The sequence below is a fragment of the Rhodospirillum centenum SW genome, assembly GCF_000016185.1.
Taxonomy (GTDB): Bacteria; Pseudomonadota; Alphaproteobacteria; order Azospirillales; family Azospirillaceae; genus Rhodocista; species Rhodocista centena.
Genome location: NC_011420.2, coordinates 2,233,914 through 2,249,903, shown reverse-complemented (window position 1 = coordinate 2,249,903; position 15,990 = coordinate 2,233,914). Strand labels below are relative to the sequence as shown.

At 70.6% G+C, this 15,990-nt stretch carries 14 protein-coding genes; 6 read left to right on the top strand and 8 right to left on the bottom strand.

The genetic code is table 11. The features are described from left to right. Window positions 1-121: 121 nt before the first annotated feature. The 7 genes from cysN to cysG all read right to left on the bottom strand — a co-directional run bounded on the left by cysN (window position 122) and on the right by cysG (window position 7,923). Window positions 122-2,089, bottom strand: coding sequence for a sulfate adenylyltransferase subunit CysN (gene cysN / locus RC1_RS10470; RefSeq protein ID WP_012567355.1), 1,968 nt, complete (start codon window positions 2,087-2,089; stop codon window positions 122-124). Beyond that, the gene (gene cysD / locus RC1_RS10465; protein WP_012567354.1) at window positions 2,089-3,087 is read right to left on the bottom strand and encodes a sulfate adenylyltransferase subunit CysD; all 999 of its coding nucleotides are present in this window, start codon (window positions 3,085-3,087) and stop codon (window positions 2,089-2,091) included. Before cysD ends, cysN begins: the two co-directional genes overlap by 1 nt. Window positions 3,088-3,168: 81 nt before the next feature. After that, the gene (locus RC1_RS10460; protein ID WP_012567353.1) at window positions 3,169-3,894 is read right to left on the bottom strand and encodes a phosphoadenylyl-sulfate reductase; all 726 of its coding nucleotides are present in this window, start codon (window positions 3,892-3,894) and stop codon (window positions 3,169-3,171) included. After that, window positions 3,891-4,439 carry a DUF934 domain-containing protein gene (locus RC1_RS10455; protein ID WP_012567352.1) on the bottom strand — a complete coding sequence of 183 codons (549 nt, stop codon included), beginning with the start codon at window positions 4,437-4,439 and terminating at the stop codon, window positions 3,891-3,893. The genes RC1_RS10460 and RC1_RS10455 overlap by 4 nt, the downstream gene beginning before the upstream one ends. Beyond that, complete coding sequence (locus RC1_RS10450; RefSeq protein ID WP_012567351.1) at window positions 4,426-6,162, bottom strand: nitrite/sulfite reductase; 1,737 nt, start codon at window positions 6,160-6,162, stop codon at window positions 4,426-4,428. Before RC1_RS10450 ends, RC1_RS10455 begins: the two co-directional genes overlap by 14 nt. Further along, entirely contained in the window at window positions 6,159-6,503 is a 345-nt protein-coding gene (locus RC1_RS10445) for a DUF2849 domain-containing protein (RefSeq protein ID WP_012567350.1), read from the bottom strand. The genes RC1_RS10450 and RC1_RS10445 overlap by 4 nt, the downstream gene beginning before the upstream one ends. A gap of 10 nt (window positions 6,504-6,513) precedes the next feature. Then, the gene (gene cysG / locus RC1_RS10440; protein ID WP_012567349.1) at window positions 6,514-7,923 is read right to left on the bottom strand and encodes a siroheme synthase CysG; all 1,410 of its coding nucleotides are present in this window, start codon (window positions 7,921-7,923) and stop codon (window positions 6,514-6,516) included. Between the two features lie 337 nt (window positions 7,924-8,260). On the opposite strand from cysG, the gene RC1_RS10435 reads away from it, so the two are divergent. Together RC1_RS10435 and RC1_RS21760 are read left to right on the top strand one after the other, a co-directional pair. After that, window positions 8,261-9,064, top strand: coding sequence for a ferredoxin--NADP reductase (locus RC1_RS10435; protein ID WP_012567348.1), 804 nt, complete (start codon window positions 8,261-8,263; stop codon window positions 9,062-9,064). 219 nt (window positions 9,065-9,283) lie between these two features. After that, a complete protein-coding gene (locus RC1_RS21760) occupies window positions 9,284-9,451 on the top strand; it encodes a hypothetical protein (RefSeq protein ID WP_012567347.1) in 168 nt (55 codons plus the stop codon). A gap of 182 nt (window positions 9,452-9,633) precedes the next feature. Here RC1_RS21760 and RC1_RS22150 read toward each other — a convergent pair whose 3' ends face one another. Continuing rightward, window positions 9,634-11,598, bottom strand: a complete 1,965-nt coding sequence (locus RC1_RS22150) for a methyl-accepting chemotaxis protein (RefSeq protein WP_049766687.1) — start codon at window positions 11,596-11,598, stop codon at window positions 9,634-9,636. Between the two features lie 353 nt (window positions 11,599-11,951). On the opposite strand from RC1_RS22150, the gene RC1_RS10425 reads away from it, so the two are divergent. The 4 genes from RC1_RS10425 (at window position 11,952) to RC1_RS10410 (ending at window position 15,939) form a co-directional block, all read left to right on the top strand. Further along, entirely contained in the window at window positions 11,952-13,541 is a 1,590-nt protein-coding gene (locus RC1_RS10425; RefSeq protein ID WP_012567344.1) for a catalase, read from the top strand. Between the two features lie 79 nt (window positions 13,542-13,620). After that, entirely contained in the window at window positions 13,621-14,046 is a 426-nt protein-coding gene (locus RC1_RS10420) for an organic hydroperoxide resistance protein (RefSeq protein WP_012567343.1), read from the top strand. 219 nt (window positions 14,047-14,265) lie between these two features. Continuing rightward, entirely contained in the window at window positions 14,266-14,610 is a 345-nt protein-coding gene (locus tag RC1_RS10415; protein WP_012567342.1) for a response regulator, read from the top strand. A 414-nt stretch (window positions 14,611-15,024) separates the two neighbouring features. After that, complete coding sequence (locus RC1_RS10410; RefSeq protein ID WP_234703765.1) at window positions 15,025-15,939, top strand: RNA polymerase factor sigma-32; 915 nt, start codon at window positions 15,025-15,027, stop codon at window positions 15,937-15,939. Window positions 15,940-15,990: the final 51 nt, after the last annotated feature.

Genomic DNA, 15,990 nt, shown 5'->3' with positions numbered 1-15,990 from the left:
GCCCGATTGGTCGGGCCGGTTTTGCGGACAACTGTAAGAGGGTTCCGGTCAGCGGCGCAACGGGAACAGCTACGCTGCCCGTCCGTCCAGCGGGCGGCCTGGCCAGCGGGCGACCTGGACGTCAGATGGCAGCACCGTCGGTCAGCGGGTCCTCGCCCGTCACGCCCAGGCGGTCCAGCCGGCGGACGATCTCCAGCGCCGCCTCCTCGGGCGACAGGGCCAGCGTGTCGATCCGGATGTCGGGGGTCTCGGGCGCTTCGTAGGGGCTGTCGATGCCGGTGAACTGCGCGATCTCGCCGCGGCGTGCGCGGCGGTACAGGCCCTTCACGTCGCGGCCTTCCGCCACCTCCAGCGGCGTATCCACGAACACCTCCAGGAAGCCGCCCGGCGGCAGCAGGTCCCGCGCCATCCGCCGGTCGGCCCGGAAGGGGGAGATCAGCGAGACCAGCACGATCAGGCCCGCATCGGCCATCAGCTTCGCCACCTCCGCCACGCGGCGGATGTTCTCCGTCCGGTCGGCGGCGCCGAAGCCCAGGTCGCGGGTCAGGCCGTGGCGCAGATTGTCGCCGTCCAGCAGGAAGGTGTGGCGGCCGTCGGCATGCAGCTTCTTCTCCACCAGATTGGCGATGGTGGACTTGCCCGCGCCCGACAGGCCGGTGAACCAGAGCACGCAGGGCCGCTGGCCCTTCAGCGCGGCGCGGCCCTCGCGGGTGACGTCGTGCGCCTGCCAGCGGACATGCGCCGTCCGGCCCAGCGGCGCGCGCAGCAGGCCCACCCCCACCGTGTCGTTGCTGAAGCGGTCGATCAGGATGAAGCCGCCGGTGGTGCGGTTGCGCGTATAGGGGTCGAAGGCGACCGGCTGGTCGAGCGACAGCTCGCACAGGCCGATGCCGTTCAGCTCCAGCGTGGCGGCCGGGCGCAGGGTGCCGCTGTTCACGTCGATGCCGTGCCGGATGGTGTCCACCGTGGCGGTCACGGTGCGGGTGCCGAGCTTCAGCAGGTAGGGACGGCCGGGCGCCAGCGCCTCCTCCGCCATCCAGACGAGCGTCGCCTCGAAGCGGTCGGCCACGCCCGGCGGATCGTCCGGCGGGGCCAGCAGGTCGCCGCGGCTGACGTCGATCTCGTCCGTCAGGGTCAGGGTGACGGACTGGCCGGCCACAGCCTGCTCCCGGTCGCCGTCCGCGGTGACGATGCGCGCCACCCGGCTGCGTCGGCCGGACGGGTAGACGGCGACCGGATCGCCCGGCCGCACCGTGCCCGACGCCACCAGCCCGGCGAAGCCGCGGAAATCCGCATGCGGGCGGGAGACCCACTGCACCGGCAGGCGGAAGGGGGCGTATTCCGCGATCCCCGCCCCGGCGGCCGGGAGCGTCTCCAGCGTCCGCAGCAGGCTCGCGCCGCCGTACCAGGGCATGCGGGCGCTGGCCTCCACCACGTTGTCGCCGGCCAGTGCCGACAGCGGGATCGGCAGGATGGTGGAAAAGCCCAGCGGGGCCGCGAATTCCCGGTACTCGGCGACGATCCGCTCGAACGCCGCCTGCGACCAGCCGACCAGGTCCATCTTGTTGACCGCCAGCACCACCTGCCGGATGCCGATCAGGGAGACCAGGAAGCTGTGCCGGCGGGTCTGGGTCAGGATGCCCTTGCGCGCGTCCACCAGGATGACGGCGACATCGGCGGTGGAGGCGCCGGTGATCATGTTGCGGGTGTACTGCTCGTGGCCCGGCGTGTCGGCCACGATGAACTTGCGGTGCTCCGTGGCGAAGAAGCGGTAGGCCACGTCGATGGTGATGCCCTGTTCCCGCTCCGCCGCCAGCCCGTCCACCAGCAGCGCGAAGTCCAGCGCCCCGTCCTGGGTGCCCAGCCGGCGGCTGTCCGCCTCCAGGGCGGCGATCTGGTCTTCGAACAGCGACTTCGATTCATAGAGCAGCCGGCCGATCAGCGTGCTCTTGCCGTCGTCCACGCTGCCGCAGGTGATGAAGCGCAGCAGGTCCTTGGTCCGGTGCGCCTCCAGATACTGGCCGATATCGTCGGCGATCGGCTCGCGTCCGGCTGCCGGCCGGACGGAAAGGGTCAGGTCCGGCGCCATCAGAAATAGCCCTCGCGCTTCTTCTGCTCCATGGAGGAGCTGGAGTCCCTGTCGATGACGCGGCCCTGGCGTTCGGAGCTGCGGGTCAGCAGCATCTCCCGGATCACGGCGGGCAGGGTATCGGCGTCGCTCTCGATGGCGCCGGTCAGGGGATAGCAGCCCAGGGTGCGGAAGCGGACCCGGCGCAGTTCCGGCACCTCGCCGGGCGCCAGCGGCAGGCGATCGTCGTCCACCATGATCAGCGCCCCGTCGCGCCGCACGACCGGCCGCTCGGCCGCGAAGTAGAGCGAGGGCAGGGGGATGCCCTCGCGCTGGATGTACTGCCAGATGTCCAGTTCGGTCCAGTTGGACAGGGGGAAGACGCGGAGGCTCTCCCCCTTGTGCCGGCGCGCGTTGTAGAGGTTCCAGATCTCCGGCCGCTGCCGCTTCGGGTCCCAGGCGTGCCGGGCCGTGCGGAAGCTGAAGACGCGTTCCTTGGCCCGGCTCTTCTCCTCGTCCCGCCGGGCCCCGCCGAAGGCGGCGTCGAAGCCGTGGCGGTCCAGCGCCTGCTTCAAGGCCTCGGTCTTCATCACCTGGGTGTGCAGGGCGGACCCGTGGCTGACCGGGCCGATGCCGCGCGCCAGCCCCTCCGGGTTGGTGTGGACCAGCAGGTCCAGCCCCAGCCGGCGGGCCGTGGCGTCGCGGAAGGCGATCATCTCCCGGAACTTCCAGGTCGTGTCCACATGCAGCAGCGGAAAGGGCGGCTTCGCCGGGTAGAACGCCTTCATCGCCAGGTGCAGCATGACGGCGCTGTCCTTGCCGATGGAATAGAGCATCACCGGGTTCTCCGCCTCGGCCACGACCTCGCGCAGGATGTGGATGCTCTCGGCCTCCAGCCGTTCCAGATGGGTCAGGCCGGCCGCTTCCGGCAGCGGGACGCCCCCCGGCGGGCCGTCCGGCTGCGCTGCGCCCGGCCCGTCAACCCTGTCCAACACGGTATCCAACCCCTTCGGCGTCATGATGCTTCCGGACCTTCCCTCGGGGTCCCGTGGCCGGGACCTGGTTCCTGCGCGCGTCGTCCCGTTCAGCCCTTGCTCCGTTCAGCCGGCGGGGGCGGGCCGGTGGATGCCGCACTCCGTCTTGCCCTGGCCGCGCCAGCGCCCGGCGCGGATGTCCTCGCCCGGCGCCACCCGGTCGGTGCAGGGCATGCAGCCGATGGACAGGAAGCCGTCCGCCTCCAGCGGGTGGCGCGGCAGGCCGTGCCGGTCCAGGTAGGCGGTCAGGTCCTGCCGCGACCAGCCGGCCAGCGGGTTCACCTTGATCCGCCCGTCCGCCGCCTCGACCGCCGGCAGCACGGCCCGCGTCGCCGCCTGGAAGCGCTTGCGCCCCGTGATCCAGGCGTCGAACGGGGCGAGCGCCCGCCCCAGCGGCCGCACCTTGCGCAGGGCGCAGCAGGCGCCGGCATCGCGCCGCCAGAGGCCGCCGTCGGCGTCCTCGCGCGCCTCTTCCGCCGGGTCGGGGCCGGGGCTGCGCAGGTCCGTCAGGCCCAGCAGGGCCACCAGCCGGTCGCGGTAGCGCAGCGTCTCTCCGAACAGCTTGCCGGTGTCGATGAAGATCACCGGCACGCCCGGGTCGATCTCCGCCACCATGTGGAGCAGCACCGCGCTCTCCGTCCCGAAGGAGGAGACGAGCGCGATCCGGCCCTTGAGGTCCCCGGTCAGCAGCGGGCGCAGCAGTTCGGCCCCGTGCAGGTGCCCGTAGCGGGCGGCGAGGTCGGCGGCGTGCGCCACCGGGTCGGTCCGGTCTTCCGTCTGGGCCTGGGTCACGCTCCACCTCCCGCCGCCAGCCGGCGGCGCAGCAGGGAAACCGGGGCGGCCGCGTCCATGGCCGGCTGGTAGGCGATGCCGATGCCCTCCAGCGCCGCGGCCCAGGCGGCGGGATCGCGGTCGTCGGGCATCTCCACCGTGTCGAAGCCGCAGCGCAGCAGGAAGCGGTACTGGTCGGGCAGGGTGTGCCCGACGGCCCGGATCTCGCCCCGGAAGCCGTAGCGTTCGCGCAGCTCCCGCGCCGTGGAGAAGCCGCGGCCGTCGCGGAACTTCGGGAACTCGACCGCGACCAGGGACAGGAGGTCCAGGAACTCCGCCACCTCCGGCGCCAGTTCGGCACTGGTCAGCTTCACACCGAGGAACCGGGCACTGGGGGGCCGAACATCGGGGGGCAGGACACCGGGGGGCCTTCCCCGCAGGTCCTCCGCTTCCCGCCGCAGCCGGGACAGGGTGACGATCACCGGCCCGTCGAGGGGCAGGGGCACGCCGTCCGGGACGAAGGTCCAGCGGTCGGGGACCGGGCGGCCGTTCTCAAGCAGCGCCATGGAGCGCCTCCTTGAACGGGGCATGGCCGAGACGGCGCAGCGTGTCGATGAACCGCTCGCCCTCGCCCCTCAGGTCGAGGTACGTGCGGACAACGGTTTCGACCGCGTCCACGATCCCGGCGGCGTCGAAGCCGGGACCCGTTATTTCCGCCAGTTCCGCCTGCGGCCCGGGGTCGCCCCCCAGAAGAAGCTGGTAGAATTCCTCCCCCTTCTTGTCCACGCCCAGGATGCCGATGTGGCCGACATGGTGGTGGCCACAGGCGTTGATGCAGCCGCTGATCTTGATGCGCAGCTCACCGATCGCGTGCTGCCGGTCCAGGTCGGCGAAGCGGGTGGCGATGGCCTGGGCGATGGGGATGGAACGGGTGTTCGCCAGGGCGCAGTAATCCAGCCCCGGGCAGGCGATGATGTCGCTGACCAGCCCCGCATTCGCGGTGCCCAGCCCGATCGCCTCCAGCCCCTGCCAGAGCGCGTACAGCTCGTCCTTGCGGACATGCGCCAGCACCAGGTTCTGCTCGTGGCTGACCCGCACCTCCCCGAAGCTGAAGCGGTCGGCCAGATCGGCCAGCGCCTCCATCTGGTCGGAGGTGATGTCGCCCGGAATGCCGCCCACCGGCTTCAGGCTGACGGTGGCGATGGCATGGCCCGGCTGCCGGTGCGGGTGCAGGTTGGACCGGGTCCAGCGGGCGAAGGCGGCGTTGCGGGCCCGGGCCAGGTCGAAGGCGGGGCTGCGCTCCGGCAGGCGCTCCAGCGGCGGCGGCGCGAAATGGGCGCGGATCGCCTCGACCAGCGCCGGGTCCAGAGCGTGCGCCCCGCGGGGCAGGCGGGCGAACTCCTCCTCCACGCGGCGCAGGAACGCCTCCGCCCCCAGCTCGTGGACCAGGATCTTGATGCGGGCCTTGTAGATGTTGTCGCGCCGTCCGTACTGGTTGTAGACGCGCAGGACGGCCTCCAGATAGGCCAGCAGGTCCGCCTCCGGCACGAACTCGCGCGCCTTCACGGCCAGGAACGGGCTGCGCCCCTGGCCGCCCCCGACATAGACGGTGAAGCCCACCGCCCCGGCGGCGTCGCGCGTGGCGATCAGGCCGATGTCGTGGGTGCGGACGGCGGCGCGGTCCTGCGGCGTGCCGGAGATGGCGATCTTGAACTTGCGCGGCAGGAAGCTGAATTCCGGGTGCAGGGTGGACCATTGCCGCAGGATCTCGGCATGCACGCGGGGATCGACGATCTCGTCCGCCGCCGCGCCGCAGAAATGGTCGGTGGTGACGTTGCGGATGCAGTTGCCGCTGGTCTGGATGGCGTGCATGTCCACCTCGGCCAGGGCGTGCAGCATGTCCGGCACGTCCACCAGGGCGGGCCAGTTGAACTGGATGTTCTGGCGCGTGGTGAAATGGCCGTAGCCGCGGTCCCAGCGCCGGCCGATCTCCGCCAGCCGGCGGAGCTGGGTCGTGCCCAGCATGCCGTAGGGGATCGCCACCCGCAGCATGTAGGCGTGGAGCTGGAGATAGACGCCGTTCATCAGCCGCAACGGCTTGAACTCGTCCTCCGTCAGCGCGCCGGACAGGCGGCGCCGCACCTGCTCGCGGAACTGCGCGACCCGCTGGAAGACGAACTCCCGGTCCAGGTCGTCGTAGCGGTAGATGCCGGCGTGCCGGTCGGGGGCTGCATCCGGACTGTGATCCGGGGCGGCGGCGATGGCGCCGGGGCGGGGCATGTGGGTCATGCGGCTCTCTCCGGGGCGCGGGAAATGGCGGGGGTGACGGCCTGTTTTCCGAGGTCCGGACGGACGGACGGGCCGCGCGCCTTCATCCGTTCGCGGACATGCAGCGGCCGGGTCCTGCCGTCGGCCACGGCCACGTCCAGCGGATAGACATCCACCACCAGCCCGGCCGCGCTGTCGGCCTGGGCCACGGCCAGCGCCTGCTGGAGCGCCGCGCCGGTGAAGGCGCCGGCGTCGGCCACGTCCTCCATCCAGCGGTGGCCGGCCGACAGCCAGACGGCGACGCCGTCGCGCAGCCGGCTGGCGCTGACGGCCTGGAGGTCCCCCTTCGCCTTCACCAGCATGTCCGCCTCCCTATTCCGCGGCCACGGCCAGCGCGGGCCGGGCGATCTCCGTGATGCGGGCGGGGTCGGCCAGACGCACGACCTCGCCCACGACGATCAGGGCGGGGCCGGCCATGCGGTGGGCCGCCGCCAGCGCGGGAAGCCCGCCCAGCGTGCCGACCGCCAGCACCTGATCGGGGCGGGTGCCCTTCTCGATCAGGGCGGCGGGCGTGGCCGCGGGCAGCCCGGCCGCGGTCAGGCGGTCGGCGATGCGGCCGGCGGCGGACAGGCCCATGTAGATGACCAGGGTGTGCTTCAGCCGGGCCAGCGCCTCCCAGTCCAGGTCGGGCTCGCCGTCCTTGCCGTGGCCGGTGACGATGGTGACGCCCTGGGCCGCGCCGCGGTGGGTGACGGGGATCGTCGCGGCGGCGCCGCAGCCCAGCGCGGCGGTGATGCCGGGCACGACCTCCACCGGGATGCCGGCGGCGCGCAGCGCCTCCACCTCCTCCCCGCCGCGACCGAAGACGAAGGGGTCGCCCCCCTTCAGCCGCACGACCCGGTGCCCGGCCCGGGCCTCCGCCACCAGCAGGGCGTTGATCCGGTCCTGCGGCAGGGTGTGGTCGGCCTTGGACTTGCCGACGAAGATGCGACGGGCGTCGCGGCGCACATAGTCCAGGATGCGGTCGTCCACCAGCCTGTCGTGGACCACCACGTCGGCGTCCTGCAACACCCGCAGGGCGCGCAGGGTCAGCAGGTCGGGGTCGCCGGGGCCGGCGCCGACCAGCGCCACGCGGCCGGATGCCTCCTGCCCGTGGCCGGGATCGTCCAGCGCGCGGAGCAGGGCCGCGTGCGCCCCGTCCTCGTCGCCGGCCAGCAGGCGGGCGGCGGCCGGCCCGTCCACCACCGCCTCCCAGAAGCGGCGGCGTGCGGTCTCATCCGTGCGGGTCGCCTTCACGGCCGGCCGGAAGCGGTCCAGGAAGCGGGCCAGGGCGCCGAGGTTGGGCTCCAGCGCCGCCTCCAGCCGCGCGCGCAGCCGGCGGACCAGCACGGGGGCCGCCCCGCCGGAGGAGATGGCGACCGTGATCGGGTCGCGGTCGATGATCGCCGGCATGATGAAGCCGGACAGCGCCGGCCGGTCGGGCACGTTCACGGGAACGCCGCGCGCCCGCGCGGCATCCACTACCGCTGCTGCCGTCTGCGGATCATCGCCGTCGGCGAAGGCCAGGACGGCGCCGTCCAGGTCGGCGGGAACGAACGGGCGGCGACGCACCTCCGCGGCCAGATCCGCCAGCCCGGTGGCCGGGTCGGGATGCACCAGCCGCAACCGCGCGCCGAACGGGGCGAGCAGGCGGGCCTTGCGCAGCATCGTCTCCCCCCCGCCGGCCAGCAGCACGGTCCGGTCCACCAGGGCGACGGAGATCGGAAAGGTCTTCAGGGCCACGGGATGTCTCCCTCGCGCTGCAACAGGCGCGCTAATGCCACACGTCGCAGGGGTAACTTGCCACGATACCGGCAAACCGCAAGGTGAAATTATATTTCAACACTACATAATAGTATTTATCGGGGTGCGACAGAAGGGATCAAACCCAACGGTTTCAGACCCTTACGGTTCCGGATGCGACAGGGTGTCATCCAATTGAGAATGGCTTGCGAATCAGCCATGCAGCAGGGACATTAAAAGCCCCGAGAATCAGGGTTTCACGACGGCGGAATGTATTTATGTTCCCCGCCAGACCGTGCATTTCTGGGTGCGCTGCAACAGAGGAGGACCGTGGTTCATGAGCGCATTCGCCGAGGAGAAGGTGACCAGCGTCCATCACTGGACCGACACGCTGTTCAGCTTCACCCTGACCCGTTCGCCCTCCCTGCGCTTCGTCAACGGCCAGTTCGCCATGATCGGGCTGATGGTGGACGGGCGTCCGCTGGTGCGCGCCTATTCGATGGCGAGCCCGAACTGGGAGGAGCATCTTGAGTTCCTCTCGATCAAGGTCCCGAACGGGCCGCTGACCTCCCGCCTCCAGCACATCCAGGTGGGCGATACCGTGCTGGTGGGGCGCAAGCCGACCGGCACGCTGGTGGCCGACCATCTGCGTCCGGGCCGCAACCTCTATCTCTTTTCGACCGGCACCGGCCTTGCGCCCTTCATGAGCCTGATCCGGGACCCGGAACTGTACGGCCGCTTCGAGCGGGTGGTGCTGACCCACACGGTCCGCTTCAACGCCGAGCTGGCCTACAAGGACCTGATCACCCGCGAGCTGCCGGAGAACGAGTATTTCGGCGACCTGATCCGCCAGCAGCTCGTCTACTACCCGACCGTGACGCGCGAACCCTCCACCTACACCGGCCGCATCACCGATCTGGTGCGCAACGGCAAGATGGTGGCGGATCTGGGCCTGCCGGACCTGGACCCGGCGCAGGACCGCGCCATGATCTGCGGCGGCCCGGACATGCTGGCGGACATGAACACCCTGCTGGAAGAGCGGGGCTTCGTCGAAGGCTCCGGCCACACGCCGGCCGACTATGTCATTGAAAAGGCGTTCGTGGACAAGTCGGCGCCGGAGCCCGTCCGCAACGTGGCCTGACGACGCCCGGCCGGTCAGGCCATGCGGGGACCCCGGGGCGGATGCCCCGGGCGACGCATTTCTGCGTCCTGCGTTCATCACCTTTTGCTTGTATGATATGCCGGCCGCATGCCAGTATCCGGATGCATAGCTGATCGAACGCATATGTAACCAGCCTGGAGTGATCCAACGGGCGGAAACGGGCGTAGAAAGCAGCGAACAACCAACCAGGAGTTCGTGATGGTCATCGACATGCGCACCCGCCTGCCGCACTCCCACCTGCTGAACCGGGCCGAGGACATGGCCTTCCACGTGCGCCGCCTGTCCGACTGCGCCCGGCGTCTGCGCGATGCGCAGAACGATCTGACGCAGGCGCTGGAGCGCAACCGCGCCCTGATCGACGGCTGACGGACCCTTCCCGCCCGTCCACAGGGACGGGCGGGAGCGCCACGCGGGGCCGGCCGCAGATCATCTGCCGCCGCAGCCGCCGTTACAGCCGCTGCCACGGGATACGGAAAAGCCCCCGGAGATCGCTCTCTCGGGGGCTTTTCCGCATCCGGACGCCGGGCGGGCGGGCCGGGGGAAGGCGGTCAGGCGGCGCGGACGGACCGCATGAAGGTGTCCACCTGGGTCGCCAGCAGGGACGACTGCCGGCCGAGCTCGCTGGAGCTGTCGGCGACCTGGGCTGCCGAGGTGCCGGCTTCCGAGGCCGCGACGGTGACGCTGGCGATGTTGGCGGAGACTTCGGCCGTGCCGTTGGCCGCCTGCTCGACATTGCGGGCGATCTCCTGCGTCGCCGCCGACTGTTCCTCCACCGCCGCGGCGATGGCGCCGGCGATGTGGTTCACTTCCGAGATCACGGTGTTGATGCGACGGATGGCGCCGACCGCGCCGCCCATGGCTTCCTGGATCGCACTGATCTGGGTGGAGATGTCCTCCGTCGCCTTCTGGGTCTGCTGCGCCAGCACCTTCACTTCGCTGGCCACGACGGCGAAGCCCTTGCCGGCTTCGCCGGCGCGGGCCGCCTCGATCGTGGCGTTCAGCGCCAGCAGGTTGGTCTGGCTGGCGATGGCGCTGATCAGGCCGACCACCTCGCCCACCTTCTTCGCGGCTTCCGCGAGATTGTCCACGGTGGCCTGGGTGGCGTCCGCTTCCGCCGCGCCGCGGGCGGCGATGTCGGAGGAGTGGGCGACCTGCTTGCCGATCTCCGCGATGGAGGCGGACAGCTGCTCCGCCGCCGAGGCGACCGTCTGCACGTTGGCGGACGCCTGCTCTGCCGCGGAGGCGACGGTGATGGACTGGCACCGGGTCTCTTCCGCCGTGGCCGACATGGACCGGGACGACGCCTCCAGTTCCGTCGCGGCGGCGGCCACCGTGTCCACCACGGCCTTCACCGTGCGCTCGAAATCGTCGGCCAGCTTCACCCGCTCGGTGATGATGGCCCAGTTCAGCATGACGGTGCGGAAGCGGCCCTGGCGGTCGTTCACGGCGGACATGCGCAGGTCCAGCGTCTCCGGCCCCAGCCGGATCTTCGCCTTCCAGGGCAGGTTGGCGGGGTTGGACAGGATCTCCCGCTGGCGGGTCGGGACGCGGTGGAAGACATCCATCGTCCGGCCCACCAGCTCATCCGCCTTCACGGGCAGCAGGTGCTCGATGCTCTTCAGCAGGGTGATGGTGCTCTTGTTGCAGTAGGTGATGCGGAATTCGTCCTGCGGGTCGGTCAGCATGACCGCGATGGGCATGTCGTCCACCATCTGCCGCATGTGGTAGGCGTCGGCGATCGACACCTTGAGCGCGGCCAGGGCCTCCTGCATCTCCCCGATCCCGTCGCGCCGGCCGCAGCGCTCGATCTCCACATGGTCGTCCCCCTGGGCCAGCCGGCCCAGGGCGCGGATCATCCGGGTCAGGGGCCGGTTGATGCCGTTGACGACGAACCAGGACAGGCCGAAACCGATGGCGATGGCGCCCGCAGCGGCGACGATCATGGTCAGGCCCGCCTGCTCCCGCGCGGCGGCGACGGAGGCGACCAGGGCATCCTGCTCGGCCTTGACTTCCCTCTCGACGGACAGGAAGACGGCGGCGGCGGCTTCGATCCGGGCACTGCCGTCCAGCACCGCCCGGGTCGCGGCGGCCAGATCGCCGCGGGCGCCGGACTCCACCACCGTGCGGTAGGTGGGCAGGAAGGCGTCGATCTCCGCCTCGACCCCGGCCAGACGGTCCCGGTGGCCTGCGTCGATGCCCTTCAGGGTGCGCAGATCCTCCCGCACCGTCTCCAGGGCAGCCGCGGCCGCGGCCGCATGGCGCTCCCGGTGGGGTCCGCTCAGATCCAGGGCCAGCATCGCCGTATGGCGGGCCAGCGCCTGAAGCCCCCCCGCCGCCTCGGCCGCGGTCTCCAGATGCGCTTCGGCCTGCCGCATCGCCTCTGTCCGCGCGTGCTGTGCCGACAAGGAGAGGTTGCCGATCACAGCCAGCAGGACGGCGACCAGCGACAGGAGCGCGACCACACCGTACAGCTTCAGGACAAGCGGTTGATTATCAAGCCATTTCCGCATCATTCCCTCCCGGGGCCGGGTTCCGCGGCGCAAGTATCGGGGGGTGGGGATTGATGAAGCCTTAAGCAAAAGTATTGGCGTATGTCGAAATCTTTCCGTCCAGCACAAGGGCTCAGCTTCGCTGAAGGGAAACGCCGCATTCATGCGGCTTCTTTTGCGGTATGTTTCAGATGATGTCTTCCTGGAGGCCAGGGCACCGTCCGCTGCATCGGTGACGTGACCGGAAGGATAGGGTGCGGCGTGTTGCGCCGGCCGGCCGGCAACGGGCCGGCGCTGGAACCGGCGCGCGCCGGCCCGGTTGGAGGTCGGCCGCCCCGGCGACGCGGGCGGCACGCCCTTGGACCCAGGAGGAAACGATGGGCAGCGATGATCGCACGCTGACCAACCGGCAGGGACATCCGATCTCCGACAACCAGAGCATCCGCAGCGTCGGCGAACGCGGCCCGGCCACCCTTGAGAACTACCAGTTCATCGAGAAGATCACGCATTTCGACCGCGAGCGCATCCCCGAGCGCGTCGTGCATGCGCGCGGCACGGGGGCGCACGGCTGGTTCGAGGCCTATGGCCGGATCGGTGACGAGCCCGCCGCGAAGTACACGCGGGCGAAGGTGCTGACCCGGGCGGGCGAACGGACGCCGGTCTTCATCCGCTTCTCCACCGTGATCGGCAGCAAGGACAGCCCCGAGACCGCCCGCGACCCGCGCGGCTTCGCCATCAAGTTCAAGACGGTGGACGGGGTCTGGGACCTGGTCGGCAACAACCTGAAGGTCTTCTTCATCCGCGACGCGGTGAAGTTCCCGGACATGATCCACGCCTTCAAGCCCGACCCGATCAGCAACCGGCAGGAACCCTGGCGCTTCTACGACTTCGTGATGCACCACCCGGAAAGCCTGCACATGGTGACCTGGGTAAAGAGCCCCTGGGGCATCCCGGCCGACTACCGGCACATGCAGGGTTCCAGCGTGAACACCTACAAGCTGGTCAACGACCAGGGTGTGGCCGTGCTCTGCAAGTTCTCCTTCGAACCGAAGCTGGGCGTGCGCAACCTGACCGCCCAGCAGGCGGCGGAGATCCAGGCCCGCGACGTCGGCCATGCCACCCGCGACCTGCATGACGCGATCGAGCGCGGCGACTGTCCCGAGTGGGAGATGTGCGTCCAGATCATGTCGGACGACGACCATCCCGAACTGGACTTCGACCCGCTGGACGATACCAAGCGCTGGCCGGAGGACCGCTTCCCGCTGCTGCCTGTCGGCCGGGTCGTGCTGGACCGCAACGCCGACAACTTCTTCGCGGAGGTGGAGCAGGCGTCCTTCGGCACCGGCGTGCTGGTGGACGGCATCGACTTCTCCGACGACAAGATGCTGCAGGGCCGGACGCTGTCCTATTCGGACACGCAGCGCTACCGGGTCGGCGCCAACTACCTCCAGCTTCCGGTCAACGCCCCGGTGACGCCGGCCCGCACCAACCAGCGCGACGGCCAGATGGCCTTCTACGTGGACCGCGGCCCGGAGAATCCGCGCGTGAACTACGAGCCCAGCTCGATGGGCGGGCTGACCGAGGCGCCGAAGCCGGAACGCGACTACCACCAGTGGATCGAGGGGCATCTGGGCCGGTATCAGACCACGCGCACGGCCGACGACTACGTCCAGGCCGGGGAGCGCTACCGCAGCTTCGAGGACTGGGAACGCGACGACCTGATCGCCAACCTGTCCGACGACATGAAGCAGTGCCCGGAGCACATCGCGCTCCGCATGGTCTGGCACTTCTGGCACTGCGCCCCCGACTACGGAACCCGCGTGGCGGAAGCGGCAGGCATCGACCTGGAGGCGGCGAAGGCCCTGCCGCCGCTGGAGGGCAAGCCGCCCCCGGGCCAGAACCGGCGCGGCCCCACCTATACCAGCGGCAAGCTGGAGCAGGAGCCCGGCCGCAACGCGGCCGAGTGAGGCGTCGGGCGGCGGCACCGGAGCCATCGGGCGTCGCCGCCCGTTCCCTATCCACCAGACCGATGGACAGGAGCAGCAGATGCCCGTGGATGTGAAGTACAGGACCGAAGCGACGGCGACCGGCGGGCGCGACGGCCGCGCCCGTACCGCCGACGGCAGCCTCGACGTCCGGCTCTCGACGCCGACGGAACTGGGTGGCGGGGGCGGGGAGGGGAACAACCCCGAACAGCTCTTCGCCGCCGGCTATGCCGCCTGCTATCTGGGCGCGCTGAAGCTGGTGGCCCGGCAGGAGAAGGTGACCGTGTCGCCGGACGCCACGGTGACGGCCACGGTCGGCATCGGGCCCCGCTCCGACGGTGGCTTCGGGCTGGAGGTGGCGCTGCGGGTGGATCTGCCCGGCGTGGAGCGGGAGCAGGCCGAGGAGCTGGTCCGCAAGGCGCACCAGGTCTGCCCCTATTCCAATGCCACCCGGGGCAATCTGGACGTGCGGACGACGGTGGCCTGAGCGGCGATTCCGACCGGGCCGGGCAAGCGCCGCAGCCGGCACCCCCGTCGGGATTAGCCCGCCCCGGCGGGGCTCCACCGAACTGCCTAGGGGCGACGGACCAATGGGGAATCCGGTCCCGCCCCGGGACCGGCTAGGATAGGGGTTCAACCACGGGCCGCTGCGCAAGGGGGGCCTGGCGGTGGCAGCCCAGGCAGGAAGGCCCCCGGGGACACAGGAATGGACATCCTCCTGGTTGAAGGCGATGCCCTGAAGGCGCTGCGCCTTGCGGGGCAACTGGCACGGGCCGGTCACCGCGCCAAGGCGGTGACCAACGATCCGGCCTCTGCCCTGGCGCTGCTGCGGGAGATGCGCTTCGGCGGCGCCTTGATCGGCGGCGGGCTCTATCCTGCCACGGCCGTCGGCGACATGGCCGCCCGCATCCGGTCCCTGGGTGGCGCTGTCGTCTGGGACGGGGCCCATCCGGGCCTGACCGCGCCGGGCGACTGGGTGCTGAGCGGGGCGCCCGACGTGCTGGAGATTTCCAGCGCCTTCGAGACCCCGCCCGCCGTCGCCGTTGCCTGACGCCGGCCCGGCCCGCGCCGGCCGCTCCGGTCTTCCTGCCCTGGCGGCGGGTAAGGCGGGTGGGGAACAGGGGCGCGGGTCCGCTGTTGACCCTCACGTTCCCGAGGACATGCCCTGAAAGGACCCCTGGCGAGACGGACCCCGAAGGCAGGTGCGCCTGGACACGGCATCCAGGGAGACAGGGCGGGACGATCGGGCGTGCGCAGGGAGGCGGAAATCCCTGCGCACGATAATCTTGTTTGCAAGTTATCTCGGGGCTTGCGGATCGGTGGCGGCGGGCTTATCTTAGAACCGTTCCAAGAAAGGACGGCGGACCGACAGGGCGTGCCCGGCAAGGCCGGGCGCGGGGGCGGGAGTGCCCCCGCACAGGCCGGCCCTGTGCCATGGTGCCTCTGCGTCTGGAGGATGTTGCTGATGTCAGTCTTTTCCGAATCCATCGATGTGCTGCGTGCCTACACGGCCCAGGCCAACCGCCATCCCATGCTGGACCCGGCGGAGGAGCAGATGTTGGCGCGGGCCTGGGCGGAGCGTCAGGACCGGAAGGCGTTCGACCGGCTGGTGCGCAGCCATATGCGGCTGGCGGTGAAGATCGCCTCCAAATACGCCCGTTCGGGCCTGCCCATGGGCGATCTGATCTCGGAGGCGAACATCGGCCTGGTGAAGGCCGTGCAGCGCTTCGACCCCGACCGCGGTTTCCGTCTGGCGACCTATGCGCTGTGGTGGATCCGGGCGGAGGTGCAGACCTACGTGCTGCACAACTGGTCCATGCTGAAGGGCGGCAACACGGCCGCGCTGAAGCGCCTGTTCTTCAATCTCCGCCAGACGCAGCGCCGGCTGGGCATCCAGGACCGCATCATGAGCGACGAGGAGGCGGATCGTGTCGCCGACGAGCTGGGCGCCTCCGTCGATGAGGTGCGGGAGATGGAGCACCGTTTCGCCACCCCGGTGACGTCGCTGAACGTGCCGGTGGGAGAGGACGGCGACCACGAGGCGCTGGACCTGCTGGCCGACGAGACGGAGACGGTGGAGGTCCGCCTTGCCGAGAAGAGCGAGCTGGCGGTCCGCAAGGCCCTGATGGTCGATGCGCTGGGAGCCCTGGGCGACCGGGAGCGCCACATCTTCGTCAGCCGCAACCTGACCGACCAGCCGGTGACGCTGGAGACGCTGGCGCAGCAGTACGGCGTCAGCAAGGAGCGCATCCGCCAGATCGAGAGCGGGGCCTACAAGAAGGTCGCCCGCCGGGTCCGTGGCGCCGCCGAGGCCTCGGCCGCCCCGATCCTGCCCATGGCGTCCAAGCGGGCCAAGGCCGACCTGCGCCGCGCCGCCTGACGGTCCGCACGGCCAGAACCTCCGCGTCGGCCGCTTTTCCCGGCCGGCCGG

Coding starts and splice junctions, on each gene's coding strand:
- RC1_RS10425 (WP_012567344.1), top strand. CDS start 11,952: ATGGGCAGCGATGATCGCACGCTGACCAACCGGCAGGGACATCCGATC.
- RC1_RS21760 (WP_012567347.1), top strand. CDS start 9,284: ATGGTCATCGACATGCGCACCCGCCTGCCGCACTCCCACCTGCTGAAC.
- RC1_RS10455 (WP_012567352.1), bottom strand. CDS start 4,439: ATGGCGCTGCTTGAGAACGGCCGCCCGGTCCCCGACCGCTGGACCTTC.
- RC1_RS10435 (WP_012567348.1), top strand. CDS start 8,261: ATGAGCGCATTCGCCGAGGAGAAGGTGACCAGCGTCCATCACTGGACC.
- RC1_RS10450 (WP_012567351.1), bottom strand. CDS start 6,162: ATGACCCACATGCCCCGCCCCGGCGCCATCGCCGCCGCCCCGGATCAC.
- RC1_RS10410 (WP_234703765.1), top strand. CDS start 15,025: ATGTCAGTCTTTTCCGAATCCATCGATGTGCTGCGTGCCTACACGGCC.
- cysN (WP_012567355.1), bottom strand. CDS start 2,089: ATGGCGCCGGACCTGACCCTTTCCGTCCGGCCGGCAGCCGGACGCGAG.
- RC1_RS10445 (WP_012567350.1), bottom strand. CDS start 6,503: ATGCTGGTGAAGGCGAAGGGGGACCTCCAGGCCGTCAGCGCCAGCCGG.
- RC1_RS10420 (WP_012567343.1), top strand. CDS start 13,621: ATGCCCGTGGATGTGAAGTACAGGACCGAAGCGACGGCGACCGGCGGG.
- cysD (WP_012567354.1), bottom strand. CDS start 3,087: ATGACGCCGAAGGGGTTGGATACCGTGTTGGACAGGGTTGACGGGCCG.
- RC1_RS22150 (WP_049766687.1), bottom strand. CDS start 11,598: ATGATGCGGAAATGGCTTGATAATCAACCGCTTGTCCTGAAGCTGTAC.
- RC1_RS10415 (WP_012567342.1), top strand. CDS start 14,266: ATGGACATCCTCCTGGTTGAAGGCGATGCCCTGAAGGCGCTGCGCCTT.